General features: G+C 41.4%; 15 protein-coding genes and 1 tRNA gene. 2 read left to right on the forward strand and 14 right to left on the reverse strand.

Going from position 1 to position 16438, the window contains the following annotated elements:
* Positions 1 to 13: 13 nt before the first annotated feature.
* The 6 genes from pheS to METVE_RS0112295 all read right to left on the reverse strand — a co-directional run bounded on the left by pheS (position 14) and on the right by METVE_RS0112295 (position 4662).
* Complete coding sequence (gene pheS / locus METVE_RS0112270; RefSeq protein ID WP_020168786.1) at positions 14 to 1042, reverse strand: phenylalanine--tRNA ligase subunit alpha; 1029 nt, start codon at positions 1040 to 1042, stop codon at positions 14 to 16.
* Positions 1043 to 1175: 133 nt separating this feature from the next.
* On the reverse strand, positions 1176 to 1535 hold the full coding sequence (gene rplT, locus METVE_RS0112275) for a 50S ribosomal protein L20 (protein ID WP_020168787.1): 360 nt from the start codon (positions 1533 to 1535) through the stop codon (positions 1176 to 1178).
* 10 nt (positions 1536 to 1545) lie between these two features.
* Positions 1546 to 1743, reverse strand: coding sequence for a 50S ribosomal protein L35 (gene rpmI, locus METVE_RS0112280; protein ID WP_020168788.1), 198 nt, complete (start codon positions 1741 to 1743; stop codon positions 1546 to 1548).
* Positions 1744 to 1823: 80 nt separating this feature from the next.
* A complete protein-coding gene (infC, locus tag METVE_RS0112285) occupies positions 1824 to 2471 on the reverse strand; it encodes a translation initiation factor IF-3 (protein WP_081621891.1) in 648 nt (215 codons plus the stop codon).
* Between the two features lie 54 nt (positions 2472 to 2525).
* Positions 2526 to 4448, reverse strand: a complete 1923-nt coding sequence (gene thrS / locus METVE_RS0112290; protein WP_020168790.1) for a threonine--tRNA ligase — start codon at positions 4446 to 4448, stop codon at positions 2526 to 2528.
* A 137-nt stretch (positions 4449 to 4585) separates the two neighbouring features.
* A tRNA-Val gene (locus METVE_RS0112295) sits at positions 4586 to 4662 on the reverse strand.
* A gap of 92 nt (positions 4663 to 4754) precedes the next feature.
* Between METVE_RS0112295 and METVE_RS0112300 the strand changes: the two genes are divergently transcribed.
* A complete protein-coding gene (locus METVE_RS0112300; RefSeq protein ID WP_020168791.1) occupies positions 4755 to 5420 on the forward strand; it encodes a 2OG-Fe(II) oxygenase in 666 nt (221 codons plus the stop codon).
* A 14-nt stretch (positions 5421 to 5434) separates the two neighbouring features.
* On the opposite strand, the gene METVE_RS0112305 is transcribed toward METVE_RS0112300, so the two are convergent.
* The 4 genes from METVE_RS0112305 to ypfJ all read right to left on the reverse strand — a co-directional run bounded on the left by METVE_RS0112305 (position 5435) and on the right by ypfJ (position 9085).
* A complete protein-coding gene (locus METVE_RS0112305; protein WP_020184132.1) occupies positions 5435 to 6655 on the reverse strand; it encodes a lytic murein transglycosylase in 1221 nt (406 codons plus the stop codon).
* A 23-nt stretch (positions 6656 to 6678) separates the two neighbouring features.
* On the reverse strand, positions 6679 to 7521 hold the full coding sequence (locus METVE_RS0112310; RefSeq protein ID WP_020168793.1) for an NAD-dependent epimerase/dehydratase family protein: 843 nt from the start codon (positions 7519 to 7521) through the stop codon (positions 6679 to 6681).
* A gap of 56 nt (positions 7522 to 7577) precedes the next feature.
* Positions 7578 to 8126: an NUDIX domain-containing protein gene (locus tag METVE_RS0112315; protein WP_020168794.1), complete on the reverse strand. Its 549-nt coding sequence runs from the start codon at positions 8124 to 8126 to the stop codon at positions 7578 to 7580.
* Between the two features lie 107 nt (positions 8127 to 8233).
* Positions 8234 to 9085 carry a KPN_02809 family neutral zinc metallopeptidase gene (gene ypfJ / locus METVE_RS0112320; protein ID WP_020168795.1) on the reverse strand — a complete coding sequence of 284 codons (852 nt, stop codon included), beginning with the start codon at positions 9083 to 9085 and terminating at the stop codon, positions 8234 to 8236.
* 246 nt (positions 9086 to 9331) lie between these two features.
* Here ypfJ and METVE_RS0112325 point away from each other — a divergent pair, with 246 nt between their 5' ends.
* Complete coding sequence (locus METVE_RS0112325; protein WP_020168796.1) at positions 9332 to 10963, forward strand: DUF1996 domain-containing protein; 1632 nt, start codon at positions 9332 to 9334, stop codon at positions 10961 to 10963.
* Between the two features lie 43 nt (positions 10964 to 11006).
* Here the strand turns inward: METVE_RS0112325 and METVE_RS0112330 are convergent, their stop codons facing one another.
* Genes METVE_RS0112330 through nuoL form a run of 4 tightly spaced genes read right to left on the reverse strand, consistent with a single transcriptional unit; the run spans position 11007 to position 16399 of the window.
* Positions 11007 to 11297: a DUF2818 family protein gene (locus METVE_RS0112330; RefSeq protein ID WP_020168797.1), complete on the reverse strand. Its 291-nt coding sequence runs from the start codon at positions 11295 to 11297 to the stop codon at positions 11007 to 11009.
* A gap of 58 nt (positions 11298 to 11355) precedes the next feature.
* Complete coding sequence (nuoN, locus tag METVE_RS0112335) at positions 11356 to 12804, reverse strand: NADH-quinone oxidoreductase subunit NuoN (protein ID WP_020168798.1); 1449 nt, start codon at positions 12802 to 12804, stop codon at positions 11356 to 11358.
* A gap of 13 nt (positions 12805 to 12817) precedes the next feature.
* Entirely contained in the window at positions 12818 to 14326 is a 1509-nt protein-coding gene (locus METVE_RS0112340; protein ID WP_020168799.1) for an NADH-quinone oxidoreductase subunit M, read from the reverse strand.
* A complete protein-coding gene (gene nuoL / locus METVE_RS0112345; protein WP_020168800.1) occupies positions 14327 to 16399 on the reverse strand; it encodes an NADH-quinone oxidoreductase subunit L in 2073 nt (690 codons plus the stop codon).
* Positions 16400 to 16438 lie beyond the last annotated feature (39 nt).

Here is a 16438-nt window from a genome sequence, read left to right on the forward strand (position 1 = left end):
TTAATTAGCTTGATTATTTAAATTGCGACAAAAAGCGCAAATCATTATTAAAGAAATGGCGTAAATCATTCACGCCATAGCGCAACATAGCCAAGCGCTCAACGCCTAAGCCGAAGGCAAATCCGCGATATTTTTCACTATCGATATTCACATGCTTGAATACTTCTGGATGTACCATGCCACAACCACCAATTTCTAGCCAGCCACCATTCCAACTCATATCCATTTCAGCAGATGGCTCTGTGAATGGGAAAAATGATGGTCTAAATCTGACCGTTAAATCGGCGCGCTCAAAGAATTTCTGTAAGAAATCCTGAACAACGCCTTTAAGGTTTGCGAAGCTGATATTTTCATCTACCCACAAACCCTCTACCTGATGAAACATCGGTGAGTGCGTTGCATCTGAATCTACACGATACACACGTCCGGGCGCGATAATTTTCAAAGGTGGGGATTGATTGTTTTTTAGAGCATCTTCCATGTAATGCACTTGCACAGGTGAAGTATGTGTGCGCAGTACAAAATCAGTTTTTTTATCTGCATTTTGCAAATGATTAGCATCTACATAAAACGTATCGTGCATGGCACGCGCAGGATGATTTTCAGGAATATTCAGTGCAGTAAAGTTATAAAAATCCGTTTCAATCTCAGGCCCTGTTGCCACATCGAAACCAATAGAGTGAAATAATTGCTCAATACGTCGCAACGTTAAAGTCACAGGATGCAAACCACCTTGAGACTGGGCACGTGCCGGCAAACTTACATCTAATGACTCAGCGGCTAGTTGCTTCGCTTGCTCCGCGCTTAAAATTGCCTCCCGACGCGCATTCAATGCCGCTTCAACTGCCTGCTTGACGACATTAATTGCTGCCCCAGCGGCGGGACGTTCTTCATTTGACAGTCTACCCAAACCTTTGAGCGCTTCGGTTAACGCACCCGTTTTACCCAAATATTTAGCTTTAGCATTTTCCAATGCTGGCATATCGCCACAAACACTAAAATCCGCTTGCGATTCTGAAATGAGATTTTGTAAATTATCCATACGCTATTTTAACTTAAAGTAATGAGTTTGTTGATGTTTAACTGATTGATTATGAATAAATATTTATGTCTTAACCATAAAAAAAGAGGCCGCAGCCTCTTTTTTTACTTTGCCTGATTTAGGCATTCATGGCTTAAGCTGCCAGGCCAGTTTTTGCTAATTCAACAAATTTAGCAAATGCCGCTTTGTCAAATACCGCTAAATCAGCTAGTACTTTACGATCCACTTCAATAGAAGCTTTTTTCAAGCCATTCATAAAGCGGCTGTAAGTTAAACCTAACTCACGCGCACCTGCGTTAATACGTGCAATCCACAATGTGCGGAATTGACGCTTTTTCTGACGACGGTCACGGTAAGCATATTGACCAGCCTTCATTACCGCTTGCTTGGCAACGCGATAAACGTTTTTACGACGACCGCGATAACCTTTAGCGGCGTTTAATACTTTTTTATGTCTTGCGCGAGCGATGACACCACGTTTTACTCTAGGCATATCGGTCTCCTTATTGTGTTGGCATCATTGCGCGAACGCGCTTGACGTCAGTTGGTGAGATGATCGAAGTGCCACGTAACTTACGTTTTTGCTTAGTGGTTTTCTTGGTTAGGATATGACGTAAATGTGAATGCGTACGCTTCACTTTACCGTTACCTAAGAACTTAAAGCGTTTTTTGGCGCTGCTCTTTGTCTTCATTTTTGGCATTTTTTTCTCCTTTGAGAGTTGTTAAGAGTGCCTAGGCATGCCATTTCGCCGTATCACTCAGAAAATATTTAAATTATTTATTACTCAGTTGTACTTAATTTCTCTGCTGCTTTTTCTTCTGTTTTTTCTTCTGTTTTTTCAACTAGTTTTGGTTCAGCTGTTTTTGGCGGCCTGTCTGCTTTAGGCGCTGATTGCTTCACTACTGGTTTCTCTACTTTTTTCGGTGCTAAAACCATCACCATTTGGCGGCCTTCCATTTTTGGAAATTGCTCAACTACCGCATGCTCAGTTAAATCCGCTTCTACACGTCTTAACAATGCCAAACCAAATTCCTGATGCGTAATCTCACGACCTCTGAAACGCAACGTGATTTTCGCTTTATCGCCCTCACCCAAAAAGCGGATGATATTACGTACTTTAATATTGTAATCGCCATCATCCGTACCTGGGCGAAACTTAATTTCTTTAATAACAACTTGTTTTTGTTTCAGTTTTTGTTCATGCTGACGCTTGCTTTCAGCATACTTAAACTTACCGTAATCCATCAACCTGCACACTGGTGGTGTAGCGTTTGGTGCAATTTCCACCAAATCGATATCCGCTTCTTCAGCTTTAAAAAATGCCTCGCGTAGACTTACTATGCCTAACGGTTCGCCTTCTATGCCCACCAAACGAACTTCGGGTGCGGTAATATCCCCGTTAATTCGCGTATCTTTATCTTGTGCTATTGCTGACTCCTAATCTTTAAAAATAAAACAACCGCGCCACCTTGAAAATTAAGCTTAAACCTTAGCTTCAACTTCTGCTTTTAGCCGAGCAATTAAGTCGGCAATCGGCATGGAACCTAGGTCTTCACCTTTTCTGGTACGCACGGCTACTTGTCCTGCTTGCATTTCGCGCTCACCTGCAACTAGCAGATAAGGCATCTTTTGCATGCTATGTTCGCGTATTTTATAGGTAATCTTCTCATTTCTCAAGTCAAAATCGCATCTAATGCCATTTTTCTTCAAATTTTCAACCACTTGCATCACATAATCGGATTGATTTTCAGAGATATTTAACACCATTGCCTGCACAGGTGCCAACCAAAGTGGCATTGCACCTGCATAGTTCTCAATTAAAATACCAATGAAACGCTCCATAGAACCAACAATGGCACGGTGCAACATTATCGGGCGTTTACGCGAGTTATCTTCTGCTACATATTCGGCGCCTAAACGTTCTGGCAAATTAGGGTCTAGCTGAATTGTGCCGCATTGCCACAATCTACCTAATGAGTCTTTCAGCGTAAATTCAATTTTAGGGCCGTAAAATGCACCTTCACCAGGTTGATATTCAAAGTCCAAATTGTTCAACTTAAGTGCATTTGCAAGCGAAGTTTCCGCCCTGTCCCAATCCTCATCAGAACCAATACGCTTTTCTGGGCGCGTTGAAAGCTTGACTAATACATCGTTAAAACCAAAGTCACCATAAGCTTTGTAGAGCATCTTAATAAAATCGGCAACTTCCGCTTCCACTTGTTCTTCTGTACAGAATATATGCGCATCATCTTGCGTAAAACCACGCACGCGCATTAAACCGTGCAATGAGCCAGAGGGTTCATTACGATGACATGAGCCAAACTCGGCCAACCTCAAAGGCAAATCGCGATAGCTATGTAAACTACTATTAAAAATTTGCACATGACCTGGGCAATTCATCGGCTTAACCGCGTAATCGCGATTTTCAGACTTAGTCACAAACATGTTATCGCGATAGTTTTGCCAGTGGCCAGACTTTTCCCATAAGGTTTTATCCATAATGGTCGGCGTGCGCACTTCTTGATAATTGTAATCTTTGAACATTTGGCGCATGTACTGCTCCACTTCTTGCCAAATACTCCAGCCACGCGGATGCCAGAACACCATGCCTGGTGCGTCATCTTGCATATGGAAATAATCTAGTTGCTTACCAAGTTTGCGATGATCGCGTTTTTCAGCTTCTTCTAACTGAAATAAATAAGCTTCCAATTCTTCTTTGTTGCGCCAAGCTGTGCCGTACACGCGTTGCAACATCTCGTTATTGCTATCGCCACGCCAATATGCGCCTGCTAATTTCATTAACTTAAAAGCTTTTAATTTGCCGATATTCGGCACATGTGGACCACGGCACAAATCGGTAAAACTGCCTTCTGAATATAAAGAAACATCTTCGTTAGCAGGAATCGATTCGATAATTTCTGCTTTGTAATGCTCATTAATGCTTTTGAAATACGCCACAGCTTCATCTCGCGGCAACACTTTGCGTGTCACTTGCTCATCTTTTTTGGCAAGCTCGCCCATTTTCTTCTCAATGGCGATCAAATCCTCTGGCGTAAATGGGCGTTTATACGAAAAGTCATAATAAAAACCGTTGTCAATCACTGGGCCAATCGTTACTTGCGCATCAGGAAAAAGTTCTTTAACTGCATGCGCTAATAAATGCGCTGTGGAATGACGAATAATGTCTAAGCCATCATCAGATTTGTCGGTAATAATCGCTAAATCACTATCTGTTTCAATCAGATAACTCGTATCAACCAATTTAGACTCTTGATTGTTGTGCGTCACTTTGCCAGCTAGAGCCGCTTTCGCAAGGCCTGCGCCAATATCCATCGCAACTTGCGCGACGGTTACAGGGCTATCAAAATTGCGTTGCGAGCCATCTGGTAAGCGAATTACTGGCATATCAAATCCAATGTGAGCGTTTTAAATGTTATCAAGCTTAAATAATAAAAGCCGTCTGTTTTAACGGCTTTTATTATTGATTAACCAGTTTTAACCATCCGTTTTTTACAAATGATTAAACTAGCTCTTGTGTTTCTTGGTAGGCAGTAGCAGATTCGAACTGCTGACCTCTTGGATGTCGACCAAGCGCTCTAACCAACTGAGCTAACCGCCTATACTTTTCGCAATTTTTACGAAGTGCGAATTTTAGCTTAATACAGCCTTGCACGCAAACGGGTACTGCTGGATTGCGCGCTATAATGCAGTGTGATTACACAAAACCTAGCATCGACGAATTTTAACGCATTAATCAACACCCTCAGCATTCAAGGCTATGTTATTTTTGATGATTTTTTAGCAGCCAATATCATTATTGCTTTGCGCGATGAAGTTGATAAACGTCATATCAATAATGAGATGGTGGCTGCTAAAACAGGATTATTAAGCCAATTAAACCCATCCAAAATTCGTGGAGACCAAATTTGTTGGCTGGATGAAGACAGTGCGAACATAAACATCCAAGCTTATTTTGCAGAAATGCAGGCGCTAAAGATGCAACTTAACCAACAATTATTCATGAATTTACACTCGCTTGAAACGCATCTGGCGATTTATCCGATTGGTAGCATCTATCAAAAACATCTAGACCAATTTAGTCAAAGCGCTGATGTTAACCAAACTATTGGCGTAAAAAATGATACGAAAGCACGGCAACTCAGCAGCATTTTGTATTTAAATGCAGACTGGCAAACAGACGAAGGCGGCGAATTAAGATTGCATTTGAATGCACTTGAATATTTAGACATATTGCCAACTGCCGGCAAACTAGTACTATTTTTATCGGAAAAATTCTGGCATGAAGTGCGGCCAGCAACGCGCGAACGAGCAAGCCTAACTGGTTGGTTTAGGACGCGTAGCCAATCGCTGATTTAAAGTTGTAGTGGGTTTTAAGGCTGAAATAATTGCTCATACAAACTTGGGCTGGCGTAGCCATCTTGCGTCATATTCTGTGTCGCTTGAAATTGCCGAATCGCCGCTTGCGTTTTAAGCCCAGGAAAACCATCTGCTGTACCACAATCAAAACCCAAGACATTTAAACGGTTCTGCAATGCCCACATTTGGCTAAAAGTTAACCCTTCTTTATCGGCAAATTCGCCTGCCACAATGGGTTTATCACCCACTAATTGATTCGCTAAATGCACAACAGACAACGCATAATTGACTGAGCGATTCCAATCCATGATGACATCGAAATTACTAAACACCATAAACGCAGGGCCAAACTGCCCTTGCGGCAACAAAATCGCCGCGTTTTCTTGCACAGGCAAAGCATTACTTTCAATTTGCAGCACGCCTAATCTTTTCCAATCAAGCGTAGCTTGTCGGTTATTCAACTGTGCTTGACTGTAATCAAAATGGATGGGTAATTTCACCTCGATTGCTGCTAGTTCATTTTTGCGCCAACCGACTTGGCTTAAATAATTAGCAGCAGATGCAAACGCATCAGGCAGCGATGTCCAAATATCGATGCGACCATCTGCATCTGCATCCACGCCATATTTAAGCAAAGTAGATGGCATAAATTGCATATGTCCCATCGCGCCCGCCCAAGAACCGCGCAAACCTTGTACGGTATTGTGACCTGCATCCACAACGCGCATGGCATCCAATAATTGGTTGCGGAAAAATTCGGCGCGGCGGCCTTCATAAGCCAACGTCATTAAACTAGATGGCAAATCAAAATTACCTTTATTGCTGCCGTAATTGGTTTCCAATCCCCAAAATGCGACCAATATCTGTTTGGGCACGCCATATTGCGCTTCAATTTTGCTTAAAAGCCCTTCATGCTGATAGAGCATTTCTCTGCCCTGTGTGACTCGATCAGTCGTCACGCGCTTTTCGACATAACTCAAAAAAGGTGAAATAAATTCCGGCTGTGCGCGATCAAGCTTAATCACGCGCGGTAAATATTCAGCACCTTTAAACGTGTTATCGATAGTTTGTGCAGAAATGTGCTGGGCTTGGGCTTGCGTTTTAAATGCGGCCAACCAAGTATCAAAATGACTGCTCTCATCAGCAACCGCAGCTGAGTTGATTATTAAGCAAAAAAAAGTGTTAACTATGCTGAAAAGGTTTATTTTGAATTGTTTTTTTGGCATTACATTCATCATATGTATTTGAATATCAAAAATTAAAGTGTTTCAAGTACTTTACTATAACCAATTTGGTAATTTGGATATTGCAACTGAAAACCTGTCTCGCGCAAACGCTGGTTACTTAAGCGCTTACCGCCTTGCGTTGCGGGTGTTTGAATATGACTAGTATCGACAAACTGTTTGTTCGCCAACCATGTCAGCACGTCATATTGCAAAGTTGGCATATCGTCAGTCACGATATAACAACTCTCAACCGACTGCTGAGTTAAGACTTTTTGCACTAAAAATGCGATGAAACCAGCGGCATCATCACGATGGATGCGATTACTCCAACTATTACTTTCGGGCCAACGGCTTAGGTCTTTTGCTGTATTCACTAGATATAATCGTCCTTTGCCGTAAATGCCTGATAGCCGCAAAGACGTTGACTGACAAGGAAAATTACTTAATACATTTTCAGCTTCTAACAAACGCTCACCACCAAAATCTGCAGCGATTGCTACAACATTTTCATCCAGAATATTTTGCGTATGCGTTTGTCCATATACGCGCGTGCTAGAAACAAAAAATACATGCTGTAAATGGATATTTTTTATTTGTGTCGCCAATACGTTTTTTAGCCCCTGTACATAATGTGCATGGTAATTTTCATCGGTCTGCGCGCTGGCCGCAACGCAATAGATAATGATTTCAGGGTTAAGATGCGCTAATTGGATTAATGTATTTGGCTTTGTCACATCCGCTTGAATAGTTTGCATACCGTTAGGCAAAGTTTGCTGGCTAATTCTTAAGCCAATGACTGTATGTTGAGATTGATGCAGTTGCAAGGCAACCGCGGTGCCTAAATCACCGCAACCAATTATTAATATTTTAGCCATGCGGAATTTTCATCAAATAATATTAGCTATAAAAACGACGTTAACTACAGTTGCTTTTAGTCATGCTGAAACAGATATTTTTCTGCAAAAAATAGCGCGACGATTGTTTTACCGTCGGTAATTTCACCCGTTTGAATCATGTGCATACAATCTGCGAATGATGCTTCAAATACTTCTAATGCCTCATCAGCATCGCGTTGATGTGCGCCAGCCGTTAATCCGCGCGCTGAATACATGTAAATCACTTCATTCGAATAACCGATACACGGATGTTGATAACCGAGTTTTATCCAATCACTTGCGCTGTAACCCGTTTCTTCTAGCAACTCACGCTGACCTGTGATTAAAATTTCTTCACCCGCGTCGATTTTTCCTGCAGGTAATTCAATAAAAACCTGATGTAAAGGATAGCGAAACTGACGCTCTAATATAACGTTGCCATTTGGCAAAATAGGCACAATCACCACCGCGCCAGGATGTGTCACATATTCACGCTGGCTGGAATGTCCGTTCGGCAAACGCACTTGATCGCGCTTTACAGTCAACATGCCGCCAGATGCAATGGTTTCGGAGCTAATACAATGTTCGGTTAAATCAAGACTCATTATTTTAATTTATTCTATCTTTATAAAACTGTATTTTAAAAGTTAACACTTTAAAACTAGCAATTATTTTCTAGAGAATAGGTTAAGTGATTATTGAAAATAGTTGTTTAAATAGCGGTGTTAAAAGTATCACATCTGTTCACATCACCAACAGTTAAGCCTTGATTAAACCAACGCATACGTTGTTGCGAAGTACCATGTGTAAAACTATCCGGCACCGCATAACCTTGCGCTTTTTTTTGTAGCGCATCATCGCCAATCGCCGCTGCTGCAGTCATGGCCTCTTCCACATCGCCCGCCTCTAAAATACGATTTTTTCCATCCGCATGATGCGCCCACACGCCCGCATAACAATCCGCTTGCAGCTCTAATCGTACTGAGTATTGATTCGCTTCTGCTTCGCTGCGTGCGTTTTGACGTGCCTGCTGTACTTTATCGGACGTGCCCATCAAATGTTGAATGTGATGTCCCACCTCATGCGCAATCACATAAGCCTGTGCAAAATCGCCAGGTGCATTAAAGCGCGTTTTCATTTCCTGATAAAACTGCAAATCAATATAGACTTTACTGTCCCCAGGACAATAAAATGGCCCCATCGCGGCCTGTCCTGCGCCACAGGCAGTCGGTGTTTGACCGCTATATAATACTAATTTTGGTGCAGGATATTGCTGACCCGCATCCGCAAATATCTTATCCCAAGTATCTTCCGTACTACCGAGTACTTTTGCGACAAAAATCGCCATGGGATCATCTTTAGAAATCGCCTGCGCCTCAATAGGCGCCTGCTGATTCAAGCCTTGACCAATATTGAGTACAACTGAAGGGTCCACACCAAAATACATGGCGACCAGTGCGAGTACAATCGTACCAACTCCTATACCCTTCCCGCCAATTGGCAAGCCTCCACCACTCCGCCTGTCTTCTACATTACTACTTTCTCGTTCGTCATCTAGGCGCATACTCAAACCTCAAAATATAAAATGTATTAATCTTTAGTCAGATTTTATTACATTAGCGCAATAATTTCTTAACATTATTCAGTTAAAAATACGTTTGATTTACTTGATGTACTTACGATAAATTCTGTTTATACCCAAACGTTATTTACACATGCATCATTAGATTATTTATTTTCAATTCATTGACTTAGCGCTTTAATCTTAACTAGAATGTAAGCTCAGTTAAACTAGCAGCAAGGTAACATTATGATTTCTTTAGTTATTCGCCCAAAAATACTATTAATAACAATTCCTTTGTTGACGTTATTAGCAAGTAGTCAAGCTAATGCGGAAATTTACAAATGGCGAGACAGTAGAGGCGTTACTCAATATTCTGATCGCCCTCCAGTTGAGGATTTTTCAAAACTGTCACGTAATGAACTTGTTAACTCATTGCAAACAAAAGATTTATGCACTGTCGGCCCAATCAAAAAAAATGTTGTATCGACTGGAGCATCTACTAAAGATTACAGTGGTTTTTTTACTGGCTTTACTATAAAGACTAAAACAGTTGCAACACCTGTAAAAAGCATTGCAACGGTCGCTGCGGCAACTTCAAGAAATGTGACTATAATGGGGCTTTCTAAAACACCATCGCCAGTTAACGTAGCAGCAACATCTCCAGCTGCAACATTAGCTAAAAATATTACATCGACCATTACAGTTGGCACAAAAAATGTAACTGTAATGGGATTTTCTAAAACACCATCGCCAGTTAACGTAGCGGCCGCACCTGCTGCTATACCTACCGCAACAACTCCAGCAAAACCAGTTGTCATTACTCAACCTGTTGTAACAACACCCGCACCCGTCGTTACAACACAGCCTCTTGTAGCAACACAAGTTGCTACTGCGTCACCTACAACAAACCCTAGCACGCCTATTAGTGATGTAGCTAACATTATTCAAACGGCATTAATGCCAGCAGTAAATATCAGTAAAAATATAACTCCTGTCATCGGATTTAATTCAATCAGAGTTCAACCTACTACCGAAATTGCGCCTAATAGTGGTGGCGAGTTTAGAATTGGCTGCAAAGTAAGTCATATGAGCAATGACGATCCTTTGGTTTATCCTAACCAACAAGGTGCGGCGCATCACCACACTTTCTTTGGTAATACATCAGTCAATTATAAAAGTGATTTAAATAGTTTCGGCTCTATTGGCACCTCAACATGCACAGGCGGCATTATGAATCGTTCCGCATATTGGGTTCCATCTATGATCAATACAGAAACAAATGCGCCTATTCAGCCAAATGGTGACGTACTTGTTTATTACAAACACGGCTCTATCGACGGTTCTCTAATAAAACCACCGCCTAAGGCGTTACGCATGATTGCTGGCGATATGAAAGCTAAAGATAATTCAGTTTATAATCGAACTGGATTTACTTGCCACCCTGGACCTAATTCTAAGCGTACTAATTGGCCACGCACATCCGAAATACCGAGTGGCCAAAATTGTGAGCTAGGTGATGATTTGATGTTCAGTATTTTTTTCCCCCAATGTTGGGATGGTAAAAACTTAGACAGTCCAAATCACAAAGACCATATGGCTTATCCAAATTCAAGTACTTGCCCAGCAACGCATCCAGTAGCGATTCCAGAAATAACTGTCAATGTTCATTACACTGTTAAAGAAGGCGATAAGTTAGATAAGTGGCGATTATCAAGTGATAACTATGCTTTTAACGGTAAAAATGGTGGGTATTCTGGTCATAGTGATTACGTTGAAGGGTGGGATAGAACATTCATAGAAGGCATTATCAAGAATTGCATCAATACTAAAAAAGATTGCCATGCGCACTTGTTAGGTGATGGTCGAATGATGTATTAATTACCTTAAAGTTACAATCAATATAGGTCAGCTTTGCTGACCTTTATTTTTTCCACAATACTTTATAAATAAAACCTGGAAATGCAAACACTAAAAACAAACTAAACGTGACAGTATAAAATTCCCAGCCTTGCGCTGAAACTTGTCCAAAAGTTACATGCTCCGCGTAAAAGCCAATCGCTCCTACAATTAAGTACAGAACAACCAACTCCAATAAACACCATGCTAGGTTCTTAGCATTAGGTTTTAATTGAATTACATAGAACAGTTTATTGGAGAACCAAGGTAAATTAGCCGCAACAAATGCTAATAATAAGATAATAATTTGCGTCATAGGTGCTTGGTTTTAATGATAAAGGTGCTACTAATCGATGTAATTAACGTTTAAACGGCTATTGCAGACTAGTAGCAATCGCTACACCGCAAATTTGCATGAGCGTTTGTGGCATGATGCCTAGCAATAATAGTGCAATCGCATTGATGCTTAATATCAACTGCATATCGATTGGGGCGTTAATCGGTGTACTGTCTTTTGGTGCATCAAAATACATAAGCTTTACAATGCGTAGATAGTAAAAAGCACCAATCGCTGCCATCAACACTGCAAATACTACTGCCCAGATAAAGCCTGCTTGTAACGCAGCTTGTAACACCGTAAATTTGGCATAAAACCCCAATGTTGGTGGCACGCCAGCCATGCTAAACATAGTGATTAGCATGAGAAAAGCAGCCCACGGACTACGTTGATTTAAGCCTTTTAAATCATCTAAATTTTCCGCCTCAAAGCCTTGACGACTTAACAGTAAAATCATGCCAAAACCCGCAAGTGTCATCAACACATAAGCGCTGATATAAAACATACTAGAAGCAAAACCATTTAAGTTTGCACTCATTAAGCCAAATAGTAAAAAGCCAATATGAGAAATAGTCGAATAAGCCAACATGCGTTTTAAGTTGGTTTGTGCAATCGCGGTGAGATTACCAATCGCAATGGATAATACTGCCATGATCAGCAGCATATCTTGCCAATCGATGGCGAGTGGTTGTAGACCTTGTGCAAGCAAGCGTACAGTAATTGCAAAAGCAGCAAACTTGGGCACAGAGCCGATTAACATTGTGATAGAAGTTGGTGCACCTTGGTACACATCTGGCACCCACATTTGAAAAGGCACTGCACCAAATTTAAATGCCAAGCCTGCCACAATAAACACTAAACCTAAAATCAGCACAGGATTTTTAGTATTCATTTCCAATAAGGCACTGCTGATTTCAGTGACGTTTAAACTACCTGTCATGCCATAAATCATACTCATACCATACAACAACATGCCCGAAGCCAATGCACCTAGCACAAAATACTTCATCGCGGCTTCTGTTGCGCGGGCATTGTCGCGATCAAACGCAACCAAAGAATACAAGCAAAGCGAAAGCAATTCTAAGCCCATATAGATAGTCAGCAAACTTTGCCCTGAGATCATAATCATCATGCCTAATAGCGCAAACAGCACCATCGCATAATATTCGCCTCTAAACATGCCGCGCTGTTGCATATATTGACGGGTATACACCAGCATCATTGATGTACCCAAGAATGTCATGAGTTTAAGTATGTCGGCCAGTGGGTCATCTACAAACATATTGGAAAACGCGTAACCAACCGCAGGAGTATAAGTGCTGACTGTAAAGTAAGCCGCGGCTAAAAGCGTAAATTGTGCCAAACCATAAATAACAATACGATTTTTCGGCTTAATAAATAAATCTAGCAACAAAATAAACATTGCCATAAATAACACGGTTAATTCAGGCAAGGCTGTAATAAGGTCTGTTTTAATATATTCCATAATTTAGCCTAAATTAAAGCCCAGCAATTGGCAATTTACTGATTGCCATATGATTCAAAAATTGTACCGCAGTTGCGTGTGTAAATTCAGTAATCGGTTGTGGATAGATGCCAAACCCAATCACCATTAATGCTAATACCGTTAATATTAAAAATTCACGTTTAGTTAAATCTTTTAATTCGGCCACATGTTTGTTGGCAACGTCACCATAAAAAACACGTTTAACCATCCACAAACTATAGGCAGCGCCAAATATCAATGTAGTCGCGGCTAAGAATCCTACCCAGAAATTGTATTTGACTGCAGCCAATATCACCATAAACTCACCGACAAAACCTGAAGTGCCAGGTAAGCCGCTGTTGGCCATCGCAAATAACACGGCAAATGAAGCAAAGACAGGCATCGTATTCACCACTCCACCATAATCGGCGATTTGGCGACTGTGCATGCGGTCGTACAACACGCCTACACACAAGAACATGGCGGCAGAAATAAAGCCATGTGAGATCATTTGAACGATTGCGCCTTCTAAACCTAACTGGCTAAACAAGAAGAAACCGAGTGTCACAAAGCCCATGTGCGAAATAGACGAATAAGCAATGAGCTTTTTCATGTCTTTTTGCACTAACGCGACTAAAGCGATATACACAATCGCTATAAGCGACAATGTAATCATAAAGCCAGATAAATAATGTGCAGCATCTGGCGCGATTGGCATAGCGAAACGTAAGAAGCTATAACCACCCAGTTTTAGCATAATCGCTGCCAATATTACCGAACCGCCAGTAGGCGCTTCCACGTGCGCATCAGGCAACCAAGTATGCACTGGCCACATCGGGATTTTGACCGCGAACGCCATGAAAAACGCCATGAAAATCAGTATTTGTACGTTTAATGGCAAAGGTAATTGGTAGTAATCGACAATCTCAAAACTGCCAGTCTGATGATAGAGATAGATAAATGCCACTAACATCAGCAATGAGCCGAGCAAAGTATAGAGGAAAAACTTAATAGTCGCGTAAACGCGATTTTCGCCACCCCAAATTCCAATAACTAAGAACATCGGGATCAGCATAGCTTCCCAAAATACATAATAAAGCAAGCCATCTAAAGCACTGAACACGCCAATCATCAAGCCGCTCATGATCAAAAACGCTGCCATATATTGTGCAATATTTTTGGTGATGACTTCCCAAGCGGCAATCACCACAATCACCGTCGTAAAACTGGTTAACAATATTAATGGCGCGGCGATACCATCTACGCCCAAATGATAATTCACATTAAATGCGGGAATCCAGCGTGCTAATTCCTGGAACTGAAAAGCACCTTGCGCATAATCAAACTGGGTATAAAGCGGAAAAGTGACTACAAATGCAATCAATGCACCTGCCAACGCAAGCCAACGTGTGAAGTTCGGCTTATTATCGCCGCCTAAAAGCAACACCACAACGCCCGCCAATATTGGCATCCAAATGGACGAGCTGAGCACATACTGACTGAAAATATTGGCTGATGACATTTAATTGATTTTGATAAAAAAGGTTAAGAACAAAAATACACCAATAATCATGGCAAAAGCATAGTGGTAAATAAGGCCAGATTGCAAATGTCGCACTTTACTCGAAATGCGACCAATCAAGCGTGCAGTACCATTAACGATTGCACCATCTATTAGCTGTATATCACCAATTTTCCATAATTTTTCACCGAGTAAACGTGCACCACCTGCGAAAAAACGCTCATTAAATGCATCAAAACCGTATTTATTTTCTAAAACTTGGTTAATAAACCACAATTTTTTCTGAATAGCGGCAGGAATATCTGGTCGCTTCATATAAAAGAACCAAGCGAGCAATACACCAGAAGCGGCCAAAATGAACGGTAGTGTCATAAAGCCATGCAAAGCCATGCCAGCAGGTGAATGCAATATTTCATGATAATGATGGGTTAAGTGTTCCATCGCTGGATGATTTTCAGCATTAACAAAAATAACACCTTTAAAAAACTCACCGAACAGCATCGGTTCAATTGCAATAAAACCAATAATTACTGAAGGAATTGCCAATAAAATAAGCGGCAATTTCACAACCCACCCTGGTTCATGTGGATTGTCTTGTGGGTTTAATCCGTGATGATGTTCATGCGTATCGTGAGTTTCAACGCCATGATCATCTTCATCATGATGTGCTTCAGCCGCGTGTGCATGATTATGGCTCTGACTGGTTTCACGCCATTTCTCCTTGCCGTGAAATACCAAGAAATATAGCCTGAATGAATAAAATGCCGTAACAAATACGCCCGCTAAAACTGCAAAGTAGGCAAAACCGCTTCCAGTAATATTGGATAAAGCAACCGCCTCAATAATGCTGTCTTTTGAATAAAAACCTGCAAAAAATGGTGTGCCGATTAAGGCTAATGAGCCAATCAGGGAAGTAATCCAAGTGACTGGCAGATACTTTTTCAAGTTGCCCATATTGCGAATATCTTGATCATGATGCATACCCATTATCACTGAACCTGCCGCCAAAAATAGCAAGGCTTTGAAAAATGCGTGTGTCATCAAGTGGAAAATGGCGACTGAATACGCTGATGCGCCCAAAGCGACTGTCATATAGCCAAGTTGCGACAGCGTTGAATAAGCGACCACACGTTTAATATCATTTTGGATAATGCCCAAAAAGCCCATAAACAAAGCTGTGATTGCACCGATAATCATCACAAATGATAGCGCAGTCGTTGATAACTCAAATAGCGGTGACATGCGCGCCACCATAAAAATACCTGCCGTAACCATGGTTGCCGCGTGAATCAATGCAGAAATTGGCGTTGGGCCCTCCATTGAATCTGGTAACCAAACATGTAGTGGCACTTGAGCTGATTTACCCATCGCGCCAATAAATAACAAAATGCACGTAACTGTCATTAATGACCAAGACACATTGGGAATAAGCGTTACCTGTACGTCAGCCAAAGATGGCGCTAATTGAAACACAGCTGCGTAATCCAAACTACCAGTGTAATAAAGCACCATGCCGATGCCCAACAAGAAGCCGAAGTCACCAACACGGTTGACTAAAAATGCCTTTAAATTGGCATAAATTGCAGTTGGTCGTGTGTACCAAAAACCAATCAGCAAATAGGAAACCAAGCCGACAGCTTCCCAGCCGAAAAAAAGTTGCATGAAATTATTACTCATCACCAGCATTAACATGGCAAAAGTAAACAGTGAAATGTAGCTAAAAAAGCGGCTGTACCCTGGATCTTCACTCATGTAACCGATGGTGTAAACATGCACCATCAGCGATACGAATGTCACTACGACCATCATCATGGCGGTTAAATTATCAATCAAGAATCCAACGTTAAATTGAATGTCGCCAGAGCTTAACCATGTATACAAATTGTAGTTAGCGGTGTACCCGTTTAATGTGGCTTTAAATACTAACGCAGACAAAATGAACGCGCCACCGACACCGGCGATGGTTAACCAGTGCGCACTTGCACGTGGCAAATAACGTCCGCCTAAGCCAACAATAGTCGCAGCAATGAGTGGCAGTAAAACAATTAGCAGGGATATTTGTGGCAGTGTCATTTTTAGTGTGTTTTATTTTGCGTTATTTTTTGGTGTTAA

The organism is Methylotenera versatilis 79 (genome assembly GCF_000384375.1).
In the GTDB taxonomy this organism is placed as follows: domain Bacteria; phylum Pseudomonadota; class Gammaproteobacteria; order Burkholderiales; family Methylophilaceae; genus Methylotenera_A; species Methylotenera_A versatilis_B.

Excerpts from the sequence above, each read along its gene's own strand:
- pheS (WP_020168786.1), bottom strand. The coding sequence starts at position 1,042 with ATGGATAATTTACAAAATCTCATTTCAGAATCGCAAGCGGATTTTAGT.
- rplT (WP_020168787.1), bottom strand. The coding sequence starts at position 1,535 with ATGCCTAGAGTAAAACGTGGTGTCATCGCTCGCGCAAGACATAAAAAA.
- rpmI (WP_020168788.1), bottom strand. The coding sequence starts at position 1,743 with ATGCCAAAAATGAAGACAAAGAGCAGCGCCAAAAAACGCTTTAAGTTC.
- thrS (WP_020168790.1), bottom strand. The coding sequence starts at position 4,448 with ATGCCAGTAATTCGCTTACCAGATGGCTCGCAACGCAATTTTGATAGC.
- METVE_RS0112305 (WP_020184132.1), bottom strand. The coding sequence starts at position 6,655 with ATGAATGTAATGCCAAAAAAACAATTCAAAATAAACCTTTTCAGCATA.
- METVE_RS0112310 (WP_020168793.1), bottom strand. The coding sequence starts at position 7,521 with ATGGCTAAAATATTAATAATTGGTTGCGGTGATTTAGGCACCGCGGTT.
- METVE_RS0112315 (WP_020168794.1), bottom strand. The coding sequence starts at position 8,126 with ATGAGTCTTGATTTAACCGAACATTGTATTAGCTCCGAAACCATTGCA.
- ypfJ (WP_020168795.1), bottom strand. The coding sequence starts at position 9,085 with ATGCGCCTAGATGACGAACGAGAAAGTAGTAATGTAGAAGACAGGCGG.
- METVE_RS0112325 (WP_020168796.1), top strand. The coding sequence starts at position 9,332 with ATGATTTCTTTAGTTATTCGCCCAAAAATACTATTAATAACAATTCCT.
- METVE_RS0112330 (WP_020168797.1), bottom strand. The coding sequence starts at position 11,297 with ATGACGCAAATTATTATCTTATTATTAGCATTTGTTGCGGCTAATTTA.
- nuoN (WP_020168798.1), bottom strand. The coding sequence starts at position 12,804 with ATGGAATATATTAAAACAGACCTTATTACAGCCTTGCCTGAATTAACC.
- METVE_RS0112340 (WP_020168799.1), bottom strand. The coding sequence starts at position 14,326 with ATGTCATCAGCCAATATTTTCAGTCAGTATGTGCTCAGCTCGTCCATT.
- nuoL (WP_020168800.1), bottom strand. The coding sequence starts at position 16,399 with ATGACACTGCCACAAATATCCCTGCTAATTGTTTTACTGCCACTCATT.